Source organism: Providencia sp. PROV174 (assembly GCF_028480685.1).
Classification (GTDB): Bacteria; Pseudomonadota; Gammaproteobacteria; order Enterobacterales; family Enterobacteriaceae; genus Providencia; species Providencia rettgeri.
In genome coordinates this window covers 1-17,306 of sequence record NZ_JAMPOT010000006.1, presented here as the reverse complement: position 1 = coordinate 17,306, position 17,306 = coordinate 1, and the positions used below count along the sequence as shown (strand labels likewise).

Here is a 17,306-nt window from a genome sequence, read left to right as displayed (position 1 = left end):
AGTAAAAAGAAATTATTCCATTGAAAAACAAGGGATATTTTACAGATTAAAAAATAAAAAGCCTTTTTATACAATATGTTGAAAAGCATTTTGTATCAAAAATAAGCGCGTAAAATTATGTGATCTACTTTACCCTTTTGATGCAAGGTGTTAAATTGATCACGTTTCCGACAATCCATTTGAAAATTATTTTAAATCTATCTCTATCTGTTGGGTGCTGGGAAATTCTCAGGTTTGTATTACTTTCATTCAATCAGGCGTAACCTTTGTATCTCTATATTGAAACCTTAAAACAAAGACTGGATGCAATAAACCAATTACGGTTAGAACGTGCAACAGCTTCTATGAGTGAAACCTTCTCGAAGGTTTATAGCTTGCTGCCTGTCTTGTTTCATTATCATCATCCCATGATGCCTGGTTTTATTGAAGGTAATGTCCCTCATGGTGTGTGCTTTTTCTCTCCTGATACAGAGCAAAAAAAATGGTTGGCACCTTTTGAACGTTTTTTGCCCACGATTGAAACTGAAGCGAACGGTGAATTACCGATTACAGGCATTTATTCGATGGGTAGCACTTCATCTGTTGGGCAAAGCCAGTGTTCAGATATCGACGTTTGGGTTTGTCATCCTTCTTGGTTGGACCACGAAGAAAAACGTTTTTTGCAAAAAAAATGCACCTTAATTGAACAGTGGGCAGCATCTTTAGGGATTGATGTCACTGTGTTTTTAATCGATGAAAATCGTTTTCGTCATCATGCCAGTGGGCATATTGGTGGGGAAAACTGTGGTTCAACGCAACACATCCTATTGTTAGATGAATTTTATCGAACCGCTGTACGTATGGCGGGTAAACGTTTGCTGTGGACCATGGTGCCAGTTGAAGAAGAACAGCATTACGATGAATATGTTATGGGGTTATATGCACAAGGAGTGCTAACACCGAACGAATGGCTTGATTTAGGCGGGTTAAGTGAGCTTTCTGCCGCGGAATATTTCGGTGCAAGCCTATGGCAGTTGTATAAAAGTGTTGATTCCCCTTATAAAGCGGTATTGAAGAGTATTTTACTGGAATCCTATTCATGGGATTACCCTAACGGTAAATTATTAGCCATGGAGTTTAAACGTCATTTACATGCAGGCGAAATTGTGTGTTATGGCTTGGACTCATACTGCTTAATGTTAGAGCGTGTGACACGTTACCTGACTGAAATTAATGATTTAACCCGTCTTGACCTTATCCGTCGTTGTTTCTACCTAAAAGTATGCGAAAAACTGTCTGAAGAAGAGGGTAATACTTGTGCAGGTTGGCGCCGTGATGTGTTGTCTCAATTGGTTGAATCATGGGGATGGGGATCAGAGCGTTTGTCGATACTCGATACACGCAATCAATGGAAAATTGAGCGTGTCCGTGAGGCACATAACGAGTTACTTGATACGATGATGCAAAGCTATCGTAACCTCATTCGCTTTGCCCGTAGAAATAATTTAAGTGTTAGTGCGAGCCCACAAGATATTGGGGTATTAACCCGTAAATTATATGCGGCTTTCGAGGCTCTCCCGGGTAAGGTGACGTTAGTTAATCCACAAATCTCACCTGATTTGAGCGAAGCGCATTTAACCTTTATTTATGTGCCAGAGGGGCGAGCTAACCGTAGTGGTTGGTATTTGTATAACCAAGCGCCAAATATTGATGCCATTATTGGTCATCAACCTCTTGAATATAACCGCTATTTAAATAAATTAGTGGCATGGGCGTATTTTAATGGCCTTTTAACTGAGACTACTCAGGTTTACATGCATAATGGGAAATCCCAGTGTGATGAACGAAAACTGCTTGAATTGATGCACGATGTTTCAAGTCATTTCCCTATCAGATTACCCGCCCCAACGCCAAAAGCGCTTTATAGTCCATGTGAAATTCGCCATCTTGCAATCATTGTTAACTTAGAAAAAGACCCAACACAGGTATATTCTGAGCAAGTCGTTCATGTTGATTTTAGAAAACTGGATATTTTCAGTTTTGGGGAATCACAACAGTGCCTGATTGGTAGTATTGACTTGTTGTATCGTAATTCGTGGAATGAGGTAAGAACGCTACATTTCAGCGGAGAACAGTGCATGTTAGAAGCACTTAAAACCATTTTAGGGAAAATGCATCAAGATGCATCGCCTCCTGAAGCGGTTGAGGTGTTTTGTTATAGTGAGCACTTACGTGGGTTGATTCGTACTCGTGTACAACAGTTGGTATCTGAGTGTGTTGAATTGCGTTTGTCAAGCAACCGAAATGACCCAGGGCGTTTTAAAGCATTGCGTATCGCGGGGCAGACTTGGGGTTTATTCTTTGAGCGTCTGAACGTATCGGTACAAAAACTTGAGAATGCGGTTGAGTTCTACGGGGCTATCTCCCATAACAAACTACATGGCTGGCCCGTTAAACTTCAGGCTAAGAGTGATAACCATTTACCTGCAGTTGTTGATGGCTATGCGAGTGAAGGGATCGTACAGTTTTTCTTTGAAAATACGCCAGATAATACCGGTTTTAATATTTATGTTTTAGATGAGGCGAATCGGGTTGAAATTTATTCTCACTGTGAGGGGTCGAAAGAAGATCTTGTACGTGACGTGAGTAAATTCTATTCTTCTTCCCATGACCGGTTTACCTATGGCGCAAACTTTATCAATTTCAATTTACCGCAATTTTACCAAATCATTAATGAAGATGGTAAAAATCAAGTTGTTGCATTTTCCGGGGCAACATGGCCATTCACAGCGGAAGAAGATGATGACGTTGGGTATGAAATGCACTCGAACCAATCACCGCACCCACAAGCGCACTATTATTGATATTAATGGCAGGCAGTATAGCGTGCTGCCCACCTTCGAAACTTGTAATGCTTAAAATGAAAAGGGCTCTTGGCTTTGAAAGGCAATTGCCTCAGCTAATTTAGTTTTAAATTCATGTCCAGAGCGGTCACAAACCCAATTACCTTGTTGATAATCATAATGGTACCCACCCTGTTTAGTCGCTAGCCATATTTGGTGGAATGCTTCTTGCTTGTTGATAATAATTTTACTGCCATCTTCAAAGCTAAGAGTCATCACACCCCCATTGATTTCACAATCAATATCGGCATCACCCTCATAATTATCTAAATGCTCTTCGATGGTGCTCAGTAGCGTTTCTGCTAGCTGATGAAATTCGCTGTCATTCACGATTAATTTCCTGTTTGCTCACAATGGGTTAATTGAAATTATTATTGTTAGCTGAAATTATAGGAGGGAATCTGCATTGGGGTCAATCTAAGCATGCCCACTAAAAACTTCAGACTAAATTTAGCCTAAAGTATATAATATCAGCATGCTAGATAAACAGGCGTGATTTGCAAGGCCACTCCTGTTATTGTGTAAATTATCAGATGTCAAAAGTGAGCAATACGGGCGAAAAAGAATGAAAAAAAGTTTAATTGGGCTTAGTGCACTAGTTGTTTTATTTACCCTTTCTGGCTGTGGCTTAAAAGGCCCGTTGTATTTTCCGCCGGAAGAAACTGCAGCACCGGCTAAGGCATCTGATGTGCAACCTACCGCACAAGACAGTACTGCCAAAGAGCCTGCTCAAACAACAAATAATCAGTAAGCCACCTCTATGGAGCGTGAAATGCAATTTTCTAAAATGCATGGCTTAGGCAATGACTTCATGGTTGTCGATGGCGTTACACAAAATGTATATTTTTCGCCTGAATTGATTTGTCGGTTAGCGGATAGACACACAGGTGTTGGGTTCGATCAACTACTATTGGTTGAAGCACCTTATGACCCTGACCTTGACTTCCATTATCGTATTTTTAATGCAGATGGTAGTGAAGTTGCACAATGTGGCAATGGTGCGCGTTGTTTTGCTCGTTTTGTCAGGCTTAAAGGTTTAACGAATAAGCAAAAAATCAAAGTCAGTACTCAATCTGGCCGTATGACGTTAACTATAAATGAGAATGATGATGTCTGCGTTAATATGGGCGTGCCTGATTTTGAACCACAGAGAGTGCCATTTCGCGCAGTTAAAGAAGAAAAGACCTATATTATTCGAGCACAAGAACGTACAGTGTTGTGTGGAGTGGTCTCAATGGGTAACCCGCATTGTGTCATTCAAGTTGAAAGTATTCATACGGCAGAAGTTGAGGTTTTAGGCCCTGCTTTAGAAAATCATGAGCGCTTTCCAGAACGTGCCAATATTGGCTTTATGGAAATTATCAGTGCTGACCACATCCGCTTGCGCGTTTATGAACGTGGGGCTGGGGAAACTCAAGCTTGTGGTAGTGGAGCATGTGCGGCTGTCGCGGTTGGAATTAGTCAAGGGCTACTGGCGAAGCGGGTCAAAGTCGATTTACCGGGAGGCTCATTAGATATTTCCTGGGAAGGCCCTGGTTCGCCACTTTACATGACAGGCCCTGCAACACATGTTTATGATGGAGTCATTCAACTATAATTTTGAATAGCCGAAGAGGGAAAAATGGATAAAACCAAAAAAGCACAGGAATTGACTCATCAAATTGATGAGCTTGATGTCGTGCGCTACTTAACGGAAAACCCCTATTTTTTTCTTCGTAATGCGCAACTGTTGGAACAACTAAAAGTACCCCATGTCGTGCGGGAAGCTATTTCATTACCTGAGTTAGTGATGAGTCGTCAACGGTTGAAAATCAAAGAGCTCGAACAAGATATTCGTTTTATGGTTGAGCAAGCTCATGAAAATGTAGAGCTTTTTGATGAATTACTAGTGTTGGTGATTGAAATGTCATCAGCAGAAAGTTTACAGCAAATGCTGCTAGCGCTAAATCGTTGGGCAAAAAAACTGGGTTTATCCGGTGCTCAGGTGCGTTTGTTTAGTGACAGCTGGCATTTGTCTGCCCCTTTGGATGCACATCAATTAGTTATTTCGCGTCGTGTATTTGAACCCGTGAGAATTCAACGATTTGGCGATAAACGTAACTACCTCGGTCGGTTGAATGGCCCTGAAATCCAATTACTTTTACCTGATGCATTAAATGTCGGCTCAGTTGCTATTTCACTGTTTGGTCAGCATGGTGAATCCGGTATGGTCATCTTTACTAGTCGGGATCGTGAACATTATCAACATGGTATGGGAACGGTCATGTTGGAGAAAGTCGCTCAAATTCTACCGAGGTTATTATGCCAATGGATAGAACGCCTATAAAAAATCAGCCTGAAGGGCTGATGACCCAAATTGAGGCCTTTCTGTATTATCTGCGTGTTGAACGTCGGCTAAGCCCTGTCACGATAACTAATTATCGTCGCCAATTGAGTGTAATTGTGGAAATGTTAGTCTCACTAAATATCCACGAATGGCAAAAAGTTGATGCAACGATTGTGCGCAACGTTGCCGCTAAAAGTCGTAAATCGGGCTTACAAGCCGCAAGTATGGCATTGCGGTTATCATCACTGCGCAGTTTTTTTGATTGGATGGTGCACCAAGGGGAATTACCCGCAAATCCCGCAAAAGCCATTCATGCCCCTAAATCCAAAAAGCGTCTTCCTAAAAATATGGATGTGGATGAAGTCTCCCAACTTTTGAATATGGAGAGTGGTGACCCGCTTGTCGTACGTGACCGAACGATGCTTGAAGTGATGTATGGCGCAGGGTTACGTTTATCTGAGCTAGTTGGGCTGGATGTTCGCCATCTTGATTTAAATACGGGTGAAGTGTGGGTTATGGGGAAAGGAAGTAAAGAGCGCAGAGTGCCAATGGGGAAAACAGCGGTGAGTTGGTTACAACGTTGGCTTGAGATGCGAGAGCTCTATGAGCCAGAAGATGACGCTGTTTTTATTTCAACCCAAAGTGGTAAACGTATTTCGAATCGGAACGTACAGAAACGTTTTGAGCAATGGGGTATAAAACAAGGGGTTAATAGCCACATTAACCCGCATAAATTACGCCACTCTTTTGCGACACATATCCTTGAATCAAGTGGGAATTTACGTGGGGTGCAAGAACTTCTTGGGCATGCAAATTTATCGACAACACAAATCTATACGCACCTTGATTTTCAGCACTTAGCAAACGTTTATGATGTGGCTCATCCAAGAGCAAAGAGGGAGAAACCTTAATGCATTTTTACCGTCCGTTATCACCCATTCTGGCGATCACGTTTGATTTGGATGATACGCTTTATGATAACCATCCCGTTATTGATAAAACGGAAGAAGAAGTTTTACGTTTTGTCCGTGAATATGATCCGCGTTTTAATCATTTTAGTAATGAAGACCTTTATGCATTTCGTCGCCTTGTCGAAGAGCAAGAGCCTGATATCTATCATGATATATCACGCTGGCGTTGGCTTTCTTCCAAAATGATGTTTTGCCATTATGGCTACTCAAAAGAAGCCGCACAAAAAGGAGCGGATGACATCATGGCGCATTTCACTTATTGGCGAAATAGAATTGATGTCCCAAAATCTACCCATGAAACACTGTGCCAGCTGGCAGAAAAAGTTCCGCTGGTGGCGATTACTAATGGAAATGCAGAACCGGAAGCGTGTGGGTTAGGCCAGTATTTTCAGTTTGTCTTGAAAGCGGGGCCAGATGGCCGCTCTAAGCCATTTTGTGATATGTATCGTTTAGCTGCGAAGCGGCTTGAGATTGAGCCACAATTTATTCTTCATGTTGGCGACAACTTGCTAACGGATGTTGAAGGTGCAATTAACAGTGGCATGCAAGCTTGCTGGATCAACACAAATCAAAAAACACTGATGGAAGAGAAAGAGGTACGTTTATTGCCACACGTGGAAATTTCGCGGTTGGATTCTCTCTTATCATTGGTATAATCATTTACTGTATAAAAAAACAGTGGCATTCGCCATTGTCAACAACCTCACAGTGGTGTTAGCCACTGTTTTGCTTTGATGGTAACTATGGACGTCTCTTATCTGCTTGAAGGCCTTAATGACAAACAGCGCGAAGCGGTTGCCGCACCGCGTACCAATTTACTTGTCCTTGCGGGGGCTGGTAGTGGTAAAACTCGGGTACTAGTGCATCGAATCGCATGGCTGATGTCTGTGGAAAATGCTTCTCCATTTTCAATTATGGCAGTGACGTTCACGAACAAAGCAGCGGCAGAAATGCGCCATAGAATCAATCAATTGATTGGTACTAGTGAAGGCGGTATGTGGATAGGGACATTCCATGGCTTAGCGCATCGTTTATTGCGCCAACATTATATGGACGCCAATTTACCACAAGACTTCCAAATTCTAGATAGTGATGACCAATACCGTTTAATTCGTCGTTTACTTAAGGCGATGAATTTAGATGAAAAACAATGGCCGCCACGTCAGGGGATGTGGTACATCAACGGCAAAAAAGATGAAGGTCTGCGACCTCAGCACATTGAAGCCTATGGTAACCCAGTTGAAGCCACATGGTTAAAGGTATACCAAGCTTACCAAGAAGCTTGTGATAGAGCCGGGCTGGTGGATTTTGCTGAGCTATTATTACGAGCCCATGAATTGTGGTTAAACAAACCTCACGTATTGCAGCATTATCGTGAGCGCTTTACCAATATTCTTGTCGATGAATTTCAAGATACCAACAATATCCAATACGCATGGATCCGTGTACTTGCTGGAGATACAGGCAAAGTCATGATTGTTGGTGATGACGACCAGTCAATCTATGGCTGGCGTGGTGCACAAGTCGAAAATATCCAGCGCTTTCTCAATGATTTTCCTGGCGCAGAAACTATCCGTCTAGAGCAAAACTACCGTTCAACGAATAATATCTTAAAAGCGGCGAACGCACTGATCGCGAATAACAGTGACCGCTTAGGGAAAAATCTATGGACGGAAGGCGGAGATGGCGAGCCAATATCCCTCTACTGTGCGTTTAATGAGCTAGATGAGGCGCGTTATGTGGTTGGCCGCATCAAACAATGGCATGAAAATGGTGGAGCCTTACAAGATTGCGCCATGTTGTACCGTAGTAATGCCCAGTCTCGTGTATTGGAAGAGGCGCTCATTCAAGGTGCAATGCCATATCGTATTTATGGTGGGCAACGTTTCTTTGAGCGCCAAGAGATTAAAGATGCACTTTCTTATTTAAGATTAATAGCAAATCGTAATGATGATGCCTCCTTTGAACGAGTGGTAAATACACCAACCCGTGGCATCGGAGATAGAACATTAGATACTGTTCGCCAAACTGCACGGGATCAACAACTAACATTATGGGAAAGTTGTGAGTACTTACTTCGCGAGCAGGTGTTGGGAGGTCGTGCAGCGGCCGCAATTGAGCGTTTCTTAGAATTAATCGATGCGTTAGCCAAAGAAACTCAAGATATGCCATTACATGTTCAGGCAGATAGAGTGATCAATGACTCAGGCTTGCGTGCGATGTATGAGCAAGAAAAAGGTGAAAAGGCACAGGCTCGTATTGAAAACTTGGAAGAGTTAGTCAATGCAACCCGTGATTTCAGCTATCAAGACGAAGACCAAGACTTAATGCCATTGCAGGCTTTTCTTTCTCATGCGGCATTGGAAGCTGGAGATGGGCAGGCGGATGTCAGCCAAGATGCTGTTCAATTAATGACTTTGCATTCAGCTAAAGGCCTAGAGTTTCCAGTTGTATTCATTGTGGGCATGGAAGAAGGTATGTTTCCAAGTCAAATGTCGATGGATGAAAGCGGTCGTCTTGAAGAAGAGCGTCGTCTTGCTTATGTGGGTATTACCCGTGCAATGGAAAAACTCACAATTACTTATGCAGAAAGCCGCCGTTTATATGGCAAAGAGGTTTATCACAGGCCTTCTCGTTTTATTGGCGAGTTGCCGACAGAGTGTGTTGAGGAAGTTCGCTTGAGAGCGCAGGTTTCAAGACCAGTTAGCCATCAGCGCCTTGGTACACCGATTAGCCAAAATGATTCAGGTTATGCTCTAGGTCAGCGTGTCATGCACCCTAAATTTGGTGAAGGCACGATTATTAACCTCGAAGGAAGTGGGGAACACTGTCGCCTACAAATTGCTTTTCAAGGCCAAGGAATTAAGTGGCTGGTGGCGTCTTACGCACGGCTAGAAAATATATAAAATTCATATTGCTAACAATAAATATCACTGATAGTTAATTCGGTGATATTTATTATCATAACAATAAAAAATTAACTCGATAATTATTTATTATTGTTATGATAATTAAATTAGGTCTATGTCTGTTGTATTATATAAATACTAAATTAGTTATTTATTATCTACTCATGTATCATTTTTTCTGTACATGTCAGGTTTATTTTATTAACACACCAAAGGTATAAAAATATGGATGCTAATTTTAATATTAATAACAATGAAAAGCATAAAGAAGTTGAGTCATTACTTCTATCAATAGAAAATCGAATAAAAAAAATAAAAAGCGTAGAGGACTCATTAAGACAAGAAATTGCAGAGTTGAAAGAAAGAAAGTATACAGATGATGGAGTATCGTCAGAACCATTAGTAAGAGAAATGAAAGGTAAATTAAAAGAGATTTTAATTAGTAAGGTAAAATACCAAAGAACACTCAAACTAGTGAATAAAACAATTAAAATTAGAACGGATAATATTATTGGTGGTTCAGAACTAAATCCTGAAGATGATTCTACGATGAATGAAAGAATAAGTATGGTTAATTTAACTTCAATAGTGTCACATAAAACAAAAAATAAACTATCTGATTCAGCAAAGGGTAACATTATTAGTTTCAATAATCAGAGTATTAAAATACAAAAAGCGTTAACTAGAGTTATGGAACTAACAAATCAAATAAATAGCGAATATAAAGAAGCTAGATTGAAGCCATTAGTCCAAGCTAGTAATCAGCAAGCCATTAGCGAGCAAATGGCTTCTTTTTCTATGCCTGATAAAATGAGTGCTGTAATAGAATTATCAATAAAAATGAAGAGTATTACTCACCATAACTATGGTGGTTTAGATAGAACAGGGTAGTACTTATAGAGGCATTTAAGCTAACTAATCGTTTTACTTCTTGAATTAAAGGTATTCAACATAGAGTTGAATACCTTTTTTAATTTTATTGTATGGTTGAATGATAAGTGTGAGTATTGTGATTTTTACTTACTTTATGATAATTAACATTATATTTTAGTGATTAGTGTTGATAGATTGTTTTAATCATTAGGATTCAAGCTTTTAATTTTATTTTTTCATCTTCTTGCCGTATAAAGTTTTACCGAATAACCTTCCTAACACTCATCATGTCAATTAATAAACTTATTGATTCACTTTCCTCACAAGGTTGGTATGTGTGGAACGATTTCTTGACTCTGTCCGAAGTTAAAGAAATAAAACAATGCATTCCGAATACATTACAAGACGCACGTATTGGGCATCGAGATTCATTACAAGGCAATAAAGCGATTCGCGGCGACCAAACGGTTTGGTTAGAGCCTGAAATGGGAAGTTCAATAGTCCATTATCTCGATAAAATGGAGCAGGTCAGGCAAGAACTTAACTGTCAGCTTTATCTTGGTCTACGTGATTTTGAAACACATTTTTGCCGTTATCCAAATGGTGGTTTTTATAAGAAACACGTGGATAATCCAAGAGGTGTCGGCCGACGAAAAATTACGACAGTTCTATATATGAATGAACAATGGCACCATGGCGATGGTGGCGAGTTGGTTGTCTATGACCAAGATGATAATCAATTGTTTAAATTAGAACCCATAGCAGGTCGTATTATCTTTTTTATGTCAGAAGAATTTCCTCATGAAGTGCTCCCGACAGAACAAACTCGCGAAAGTATCGCGGGGTGGTTTTTAATCGAAAAAAGGCTTTAACCCGTTCAGGCTATTACCACCTCTTATAGAGGTGGCTGATAGAAGTATTCTCATTATTTATACACATAATAAATTTTATAATAGCTATTTTAATATATTTGTTTGATTTTTTATTTTTCTTGATGTTAACTTTATTTGAACTTTAGTTTTTTAATATTAAATTATAAATTGTATTTTCTACTGTGTGACTAAATTATATAAAAAGGAGTTTATAAATGAACAATACTGATAATTTTGGTTATGGTTCTAAACAATCTCAACAAGGTATTAGTGTGACGGAGTATAATCGACAATTAGAAAAAGCATTGAAGGAATTAAGTGAGAAAAACATTGGCGATACTATTATGATTAATTCTAATAATGATATGTCATCATTAATACAAAATGTAAATTATTTTCCAATGCCAAAAGACCATTGCTCGGTTATTGAAGTGGGTTGCTACTCCTCTAAATTGAATAGTTCGATTTTTTATGATTTTAAATAATTTACTTTCAAAATAGAATCATTAAATATTGTCTAATATTGCATTAAATTATGTGCCACCTCTAATTCGAAGTGGCACTAATTTTACATTAATCGTTTAAATTCATTTCCTACAAAAATCATAGTCGCATTTCCTCGTTCAATTTGATAGTGAGATTGATGGCGCTGTTTATCTAATGCATTTGATTGTTTCGATTGATACTCATCAAGCTTCCATTGTATTAATTGTTTTGCGAGTTTTTTATTTGCATGTTGGCTACGTTCAGATTGAACTTTAACTGTCATTCCCGTAGCAACATGCTTAGCTCTAACCGCCGAGGAAGTTTTATTAACATGCTGCCCTCCAGCCCCTTGTGCTTTGGTAAACTCAAATTCAATTTCACTCTCTTCAATTGGTTTAATGGGAGAAAAGCGGGTGACACTCAAAAACCAATTTTTACGTTTATGTCGCGGTCTAATAGGGCTTTGGCATTGCCATTGGACTGTACCACACCAAGTACTTGCTAAACTTTCAGCATCTTTACCATCAAGGCAAACTAAGGCAGATTTTAGCCCCTTTTTAGAGGGAAATGACTCCAGTATGTCATAAGCGACATAATATTTTTTAGCCTCTTGTAGAAAGCGGGCAAGGGCTTTTTCAACAGCAATACAGCACTCTTCAGGCCCCTGAGCAGCGGAAAATTGTAGCAATATCATGAGCAATCTCCACTGGTTTTATAGGTGATAACCGGCTTAAGTCGTGCAACAACTTGGATGATGCCAATATTCACCATGCTTTCAATTACAGTATCAATAGATTTATAAGATTGAGGGGCTTCTTCGTAAATCAATTGTTTGTTTGCACAAATAACACGGCTACCTAGTGCCGTTCTTGATAATTGAACTGGTGTATATTTATGTGATAAACGGCCTTTACACTCGGTTCGCATCCACTTACGACCAGCCCCGTGGGCAAGAGAATTCAGACAAACTTCACTTGGTTGTGGGGATACCAGATAGCTGTAATCACCTCGAGAACCAGGGATAACAACTAGCCCGCGATCTGATGGTGTGGCGCCTTTTCGATGTATCCACCCATCAATACCATTGATTTTACAGGGTTCAACTAGGTTATGATTAAGGTCGAGTACGCACTTACCTTTTGATTTTACTTGTTGCAGCATACGTAAACCGATCATTTGGCGATTTAGTTGGGCAAAATCTAAGGCATTTTGATGCGCTTCTAAGTAATTTTTAGCATCTTGAGAGCTATCTATAAGCCCATCATGGCTATGACTTTCTACATGTTGACGAAGAATTGATTGGCCTAAACCACGAGAGCCACTGTGAACTAATAACAGTAATTGTTGTTTATTCAAGCCACTCATACCGAATAATTCTGGGTTTAATATTTCGTCAACGGCTTGAAACTCAGCAAAATGATTCCCGCCACCAATAGAACTTAGTGATGACATAAAGTCATGTGATTGCATGTTATCTGGGACATGTTCTTCAAGCCAAGATAGAGGCGCATGATCTGACATTTCAAAAAGTTGTTTTTCGAGTTTATCGAGGTTAACTTTCGATTTTTTAATATCCGTTTGAAACAGCGCCATTCCACAACCGATGTCATTACCAACCAGTGCAGGGTAAAAACGTTTGGTAGAGAAAAATGCAGCGCCAATTGGATACCCGCGACCAGGATGTAGGTCAGGCATGCCGACAACAGATACCATATCAGGTAAGTTTGCGGTTGTTTGTAATTGTTGGATTGCTTTACTTTCAATCCATGTTGATTCTGTGGCGATGTAGCTAACTTGCTGATCCACAGTATGTAAGGTATTGCCCATAAGCTATTAACTCATTTTTAATTGAAAAATAAGGTGATTAGCAGGCAAATTTAAGAAAATAGATTAACTAACGAGAGTGACTATTTCTGAGTGTGCCCGCAAAGAGTTTGATTAATTGTTGTCATGGTAAACCTCCTTGCAGTTAGTAGATGAATATAAAACGCTGCGGATACTAACGGTAACTTTTTTCTTTTGCAAGCGCTATTTTTAGCATTACGGGTTTTTAGTCATTTTCTGAGATAAAAATATAAGTAAATAATTTAAACCTATTAATAATTATTTAAATAAACTATTAGATAATTAAATTTATATTTTTATTTATTTCTATGGAATTAAACGTGAGTGAGATATAAAACTTTGTTATTATTTTGGCGGGTGCTTGAGCCTTTCTGGTTTAAGCATATTAAGTTGGAAGAAATGTTTGGATTAGAAAGGAAAAAGCCCCGTTAGTTATTATTAACCAACGAGGCCCGATCTAAACCTGAACAGTTGAGATTGTGCCTCTTAACCATTAAGAGGTCAAGGGAAATGAGCAAGTTCGCAGTGGTGGCGTTTGTTTTTGCGTGTATTACCGTGTTTGGTATTTCAGTATTAATGCGAGACAAACTTTGTCTGATCGTGATTAGTCATGGAAATACAGTTGTTCAAACAACGTTTTCTTACGAAGAGTAATGTTGCTTTACGAGGGAAGTTATTCCCTCGTAATTTCCCGATTTAATTGTGAGTATTCAGGTTTGGAATTAAGTGCCCAATTAAAAACACCCCAAGATATTATTTAATCTTTGGGGTGTTTATTTATTTAGCTATCTAAATAAATAATTAAATTATTAAGCAATATGTACAGTTTTTCCGCCAATAATAGTGCGTAATACTTTTACATTCTCAATATCATCTGCAGGGATCTCAAAAACATTGCGATCTAATACAATCATATCTGCAAATTTTCCTGCTTCTAATGAACCGAGTATATCTTCACGGTGTTGTGCATAAGCTGAGTCTATCGTCGCAGAGCGTAAAACCTCAATGACCGTTAAGTCTCGGTCATTATCAAGTCTCGGTGCTTTTTGGCCATTAATATCACGGCCTCGGCGTGTCGCTGCGACTTTTAAATCATACCACTCGTCGAAGTCATCGATTGGCCAGTCACTACCAAACGCAACAACCGCACCAGCGTCGACAAATTTAGCGATGGGTTCAAGTTGCTCAAAACGTTCATCACCGAGCATTTTTTTCTCAAAAGCGGCGAGTTCTGGCGTTGGGGCGGCCCACTGGAAAGATAAGCAAGCGATGGTTTTTAAGCGCGCAAAACGGGCATAGTCATCAGCATGGACTAATTCATTATGAGCAAGCCCTGGGCGGATATCTTTTTCTGGGTGCGCAGCACGCATTTTTTCAATCGCATCTAACACGATAGAAACGGCACCTTCACCAACGGTATGCAAGTGTGGGTCATAGCCTGCTGCGGCAATTTTTTCCATTAATTCATCGAGAATTTCAGCCGTGAAATAGAGATCACCGTAGTTATCGGTTTCTACCCAATTCGGAGCGTCATCCGTGCCTTGATTGATTCGGTATGGTTGCAATAACGATGCTGTCATTGTTGGAAATTGCATCACACCATCAACAAACATTTTTATATTATTTAAGCCAATGCCTGGGGTTGGCGTCCAATCGGCTTGGTGCCATTTTTTGGCAAATGCAACGGCTTTGTCCACAGCTGCCGCTACTGAGGCAACATCCGATGTTTCATCAGGGGTGATTTCACGGGCAGCTTGGAAACGTATCGTAAGGTCGCCACGTTGTTGTAGTTGAGAAAAGGCTTCAAGTTGTTGTTCTGAAACGCGTGCATCCATCACCATCGTCACGCCTTGCTGATTAAGTACTTTCTGCACTAATTCAGCAACTTCAATAGCTTGGTCGTCACGAATTGAAGGAATGCTATCGGCAGCACGCATAGCGGGTGCATCTTCTAAAATACCGTTTAATTCGCCATTCTCGTATTTACCAATCTTACCATCAGGTGGTTCAGGCGTATCTTTGGTGATACCAAATAATTCGAGGGCACGGCTATTTGCTAGCAATGTATGGCAGTCATTTGAAAACAAGACGACAGGGCGTTTCGTATTGAGCTTGTCCATATCTTCACGGTACATATCAACACCCGCAGGGATCATACCTTGGCGCAGCCATGCAGTGACTTTGAGCCAATCATTTTCCCCGGTACGAGGGTCTTTATCGAGGTGATCTTGTACGCGCGCTAAAATTTGGTCAATAGTTAACGATTCATAATTTAAATGACAACCGAAGAGTTGAATACCGCCCCAGAAAGGGTGCATATGACCATCAATGATGCCAGGCATCATCATTTTGCCTTCGAGATCGATACTCTCTGTCTCAGGGCCAACATATTGATGAAGTTCATCAGAGGTGCCTGTGGCAAGAATATAGCCATCACGAACAGCAACCGCATCGACAACGCGATTTTTATCATCTGCAGTATATATATAACCGTTAAAGTAAATAACGTCAGCTAATTGATTATTCATTGTAAACCGTCTGTATCAGTGGTGCTTTGGTGGCACCAGTGCTAAAAAAACAACGGGGAAGGCAAGCGCTCCCCCGTAATCATTTATAAGACTTGAAATGCTTAGTTAATAATCATTTCAGTTTCATCGTCAGAGATTGCAGGTGGACGACGAGTAAAACCATGGGTCAGAAGTGCTAAGTAAATTGCACCTGCTGCTAACCACCATAAACCCACTTTAAAGGCTTCGCCCTCAAGGCTTGTCCATAACCATAATGTTAGGATAACACCAACAGAAGGCATAATCAGGCAAGTGATAATTTTTGTATTATCCAGTGGTGCTTTACGGTCAATATAAAAATGTTTAATGACCGATAAATTCACAAAAGTGAACGCAATCAAGGCACCAAAACTGATCATTGAAGCGACCATGCTGAGTGAAAGCACTAATGAAAGCAGTGACGCTAGCGCAACAAAAATAATCGAGTAAATCGGTGTGTTGAGCCTTGGGTGTAGATAAGCAAACAGCGAACGAGGTAATACACCTTCACGGCCCATCGCATAGAAAATGCGTACAATACTGGCTTGTGAGGTCATTGCTGAGGCAAATACACCAATAACATAAGCGGTGATAAAGCTAGATGCCATCATCGCTCCACCAACTTGTTTCATTACCGCAAGGCTAGCAATATCGGTATTAGGAATAAAATCTTGCCACATCGGATAAACCAGATGCGCACCATAGGAAATGATGACAAACAGCGTACCTGCGATAAACACGGTGTATAAAATCGCTTTAGGTAACGCACTACGCGCATCTTTGGTTTCTTCTGCCATCGTGGAGATCGCATCAAAGCCAAGGAAGGCTAAGCATAGTACCGCTGCACCTGCAAATAACCCTGATACTTGTTCTGACATGACCGTAATCGGTGCCAATAAGGCGTCCGTATCCAATACAAATGAAGTTTTAAAACTCAAGTATAGGAACACGGCAATAAATACAAATTGCATTAAAATGATTAGCATATTCATTGAGGAAACTAATTTAATTCCCAAAATATTCATGATGCTAACAATTGTAATTGTGCTGCAAATAATGACGTACATCGGGATATCGGGGAACGCTTCGTGAACAAAGATCCCAATCGCAATGTAGTTAATAATAGGTAGAAAGAGGTAATCGAGCAGTTGTGCCCAACCCACTAAAAACCCGAGTGTGCCGCCAAAGGTTTTTTGCACATATGAATAAGCAGATCCTGAAAGCGGAAGTGCACTTGTCATGCGGCAATAGCTCATGGCAGTGAAAAAGACGGCAGCTAATGTAATTAAATAAGCGACAGGCAGATGGCCTTCACTTAATACAGTCACTTGTCCATAGGTGGTGAAAATTCCGAGTGGCACCATATAAGCCAGCCCGAAAAAAACTAACGCAGGAGTGGTCAGTACGCGTTTCATTTGAACGGTATTCTGTTGCATTTTTAAGCCCTTCCCAAAAGCCCTTAAACAACGTTAACTCTGTCTGAATGCACAGGCCGAGTGAACCTAAAATGCAGCCGTACTCGTCATACTTCGAATCCCAACGTTGTTGGCTTTGCTCGCTCGCACTAGTCACATACTTTTGTATGCTCCTAGCGAC

General features: G+C 40.3%; 16 protein-coding genes. 11 read left to right on the top strand and 5 right to left on the bottom strand.

Translation table 11 applies throughout. The features are described 5' to 3' along the window. Window positions 1–266: 266 nt before the first annotated feature. A complete protein-coding gene (locus PSE60_RS03490; RefSeq protein WP_272664581.1) occupies window positions 267–2,843 on the top strand; it encodes a class I adenylate cyclase in 2,577 nt (858 codons plus the stop codon). Window positions 2,844–2,894: 51 nt separating this feature from the next. Here the strand turns inward: PSE60_RS03490 and cyaY are convergent, their stop codons facing one another. After that, on the bottom strand, window positions 2,895–3,212 hold the full coding sequence (cyaY, locus tag PSE60_RS03485) for an iron donor protein CyaY (RefSeq protein WP_210836677.1): 318 nt from the start codon (window positions 3,210–3,212) through the stop codon (window positions 2,895–2,897). A 235-nt stretch (window positions 3,213–3,447) separates the two neighbouring features. Between cyaY and lptM the strand changes: the two genes are divergently transcribed. From lptM to PSE60_RS03440, 9 genes are all read left to right on the top strand, one after another. Continuing rightward, window positions 3,448–3,633: an LPS translocon maturation chaperone LptM gene (gene lptM / locus PSE60_RS03480; RefSeq protein ID WP_004906065.1), complete on the top strand. Its 186-nt coding sequence runs from the start codon at window positions 3,448–3,450 to the stop codon at window positions 3,631–3,633. 21 nt (window positions 3,634–3,654) lie between these two features. Continuing rightward, window positions 3,655–4,479, top strand: a complete 825-nt coding sequence (gene dapF, locus PSE60_RS03475; RefSeq protein ID WP_272664580.1) for a diaminopimelate epimerase — start codon at window positions 3,655–3,657, stop codon at window positions 4,477–4,479. Window positions 4,480–4,503: 24 nt separating this feature from the next. Continuing rightward, window positions 4,504–5,208 (top strand): DUF484 family protein, encoded by a 705-nt coding sequence (locus PSE60_RS03470; protein WP_272664579.1) that lies wholly within the window; start codon window positions 4,504–4,506, stop codon window positions 5,206–5,208. After that, window positions 5,190–6,119: a tyrosine recombinase XerC gene (xerC, locus tag PSE60_RS03465; protein WP_272664578.1), complete on the top strand. Its 930-nt coding sequence runs from the start codon at window positions 5,190–5,192 to the stop codon at window positions 6,117–6,119. Before PSE60_RS03470 ends, xerC begins: the two co-directional genes overlap by 19 nt. Then, on the top strand, window positions 6,119–6,835 hold the full coding sequence (gene yigB / locus PSE60_RS03460) for a 5-amino-6-(5-phospho-D-ribitylamino)uracil phosphatase YigB (protein WP_210836671.1): 717 nt from the start codon (window positions 6,119–6,121) through the stop codon (window positions 6,833–6,835). The genes xerC and yigB overlap by 1 nt, the downstream gene beginning before the upstream one ends. A gap of 87 nt (window positions 6,836–6,922) precedes the next feature. Next, window positions 6,923–9,085, top strand: coding sequence for a DNA helicase II (uvrD, locus tag PSE60_RS03455; RefSeq protein WP_123382187.1), 2,163 nt, complete (start codon window positions 6,923–6,925; stop codon window positions 9,083–9,085). Between the two features lie 228 nt (window positions 9,086–9,313). Then, window positions 9,314–9,979, top strand: coding sequence for a hypothetical protein (locus PSE60_RS03450; RefSeq protein WP_272664577.1), 666 nt, complete (start codon window positions 9,314–9,316; stop codon window positions 9,977–9,979). A gap of 269 nt (window positions 9,980–10,248) precedes the next feature. Beyond that, window positions 10,249–10,833 (top strand): 2OG-Fe(II) oxygenase, encoded by a 585-nt coding sequence (locus tag PSE60_RS03445; RefSeq protein WP_272664576.1) that lies wholly within the window; start codon window positions 10,249–10,251, stop codon window positions 10,831–10,833. 215 nt (window positions 10,834–11,048) lie between these two features. Then, window positions 11,049–11,318: a hypothetical protein gene (locus PSE60_RS03440; protein WP_272664575.1), complete on the top strand. Its 270-nt coding sequence runs from the start codon at window positions 11,049–11,051 to the stop codon at window positions 11,316–11,318. A gap of 83 nt (window positions 11,319–11,401) precedes the next feature. Here the strand turns inward: PSE60_RS03440 and prfH are convergent, their stop codons facing one another. Both prfH and PSE60_RS03430 read right to left on the bottom strand, forming a co-directional pair. After that, window positions 11,402–12,013, bottom strand: coding sequence for a peptide chain release factor H (gene prfH / locus PSE60_RS03435; protein ID WP_272664574.1), 612 nt, complete (start codon window positions 12,011–12,013; stop codon window positions 11,402–11,404). Further along, on the bottom strand, window positions 12,010–13,146 hold the full coding sequence (locus tag PSE60_RS03430) for an RNA ligase RtcB family protein (protein WP_272664573.1): 1,137 nt from the start codon (window positions 13,144–13,146) through the stop codon (window positions 12,010–12,012). The genes prfH and PSE60_RS03430 overlap by 4 nt, the downstream gene beginning before the upstream one ends. Window positions 13,147–13,674: 528 nt before the next feature. On the opposite strand from PSE60_RS03430, the gene PSE60_RS03425 reads away from it, so the two are divergent. After that, the gene (locus tag PSE60_RS03425; RefSeq protein ID WP_210836663.1) at window positions 13,675–13,818 is read left to right on the top strand and encodes a Hok/Gef family protein; all 144 of its coding nucleotides are present in this window, start codon (window positions 13,675–13,677) and stop codon (window positions 13,816–13,818) included. Window positions 13,819–13,973: 155 nt separating this feature from the next. Here PSE60_RS03425 and PSE60_RS03420 read toward each other — a convergent pair whose 3' ends face one another. Together PSE60_RS03420 and PSE60_RS03415 are read right to left on the bottom strand one after the other, a co-directional pair. Further along, a complete protein-coding gene (locus PSE60_RS03420) occupies window positions 13,974–15,692 on the bottom strand; it encodes an amidohydrolase (protein ID WP_272664572.1) in 1,719 nt (572 codons plus the stop codon). Between the two features lie 101 nt (window positions 15,693–15,793). Continuing rightward, a complete protein-coding gene (locus PSE60_RS03415) occupies window positions 15,794–17,146 on the bottom strand; it encodes an APC family permease (RefSeq protein ID WP_272664571.1) in 1,353 nt (450 codons plus the stop codon). Between the last annotated feature and the right edge of the window lie 160 nt (window positions 17,147–17,306).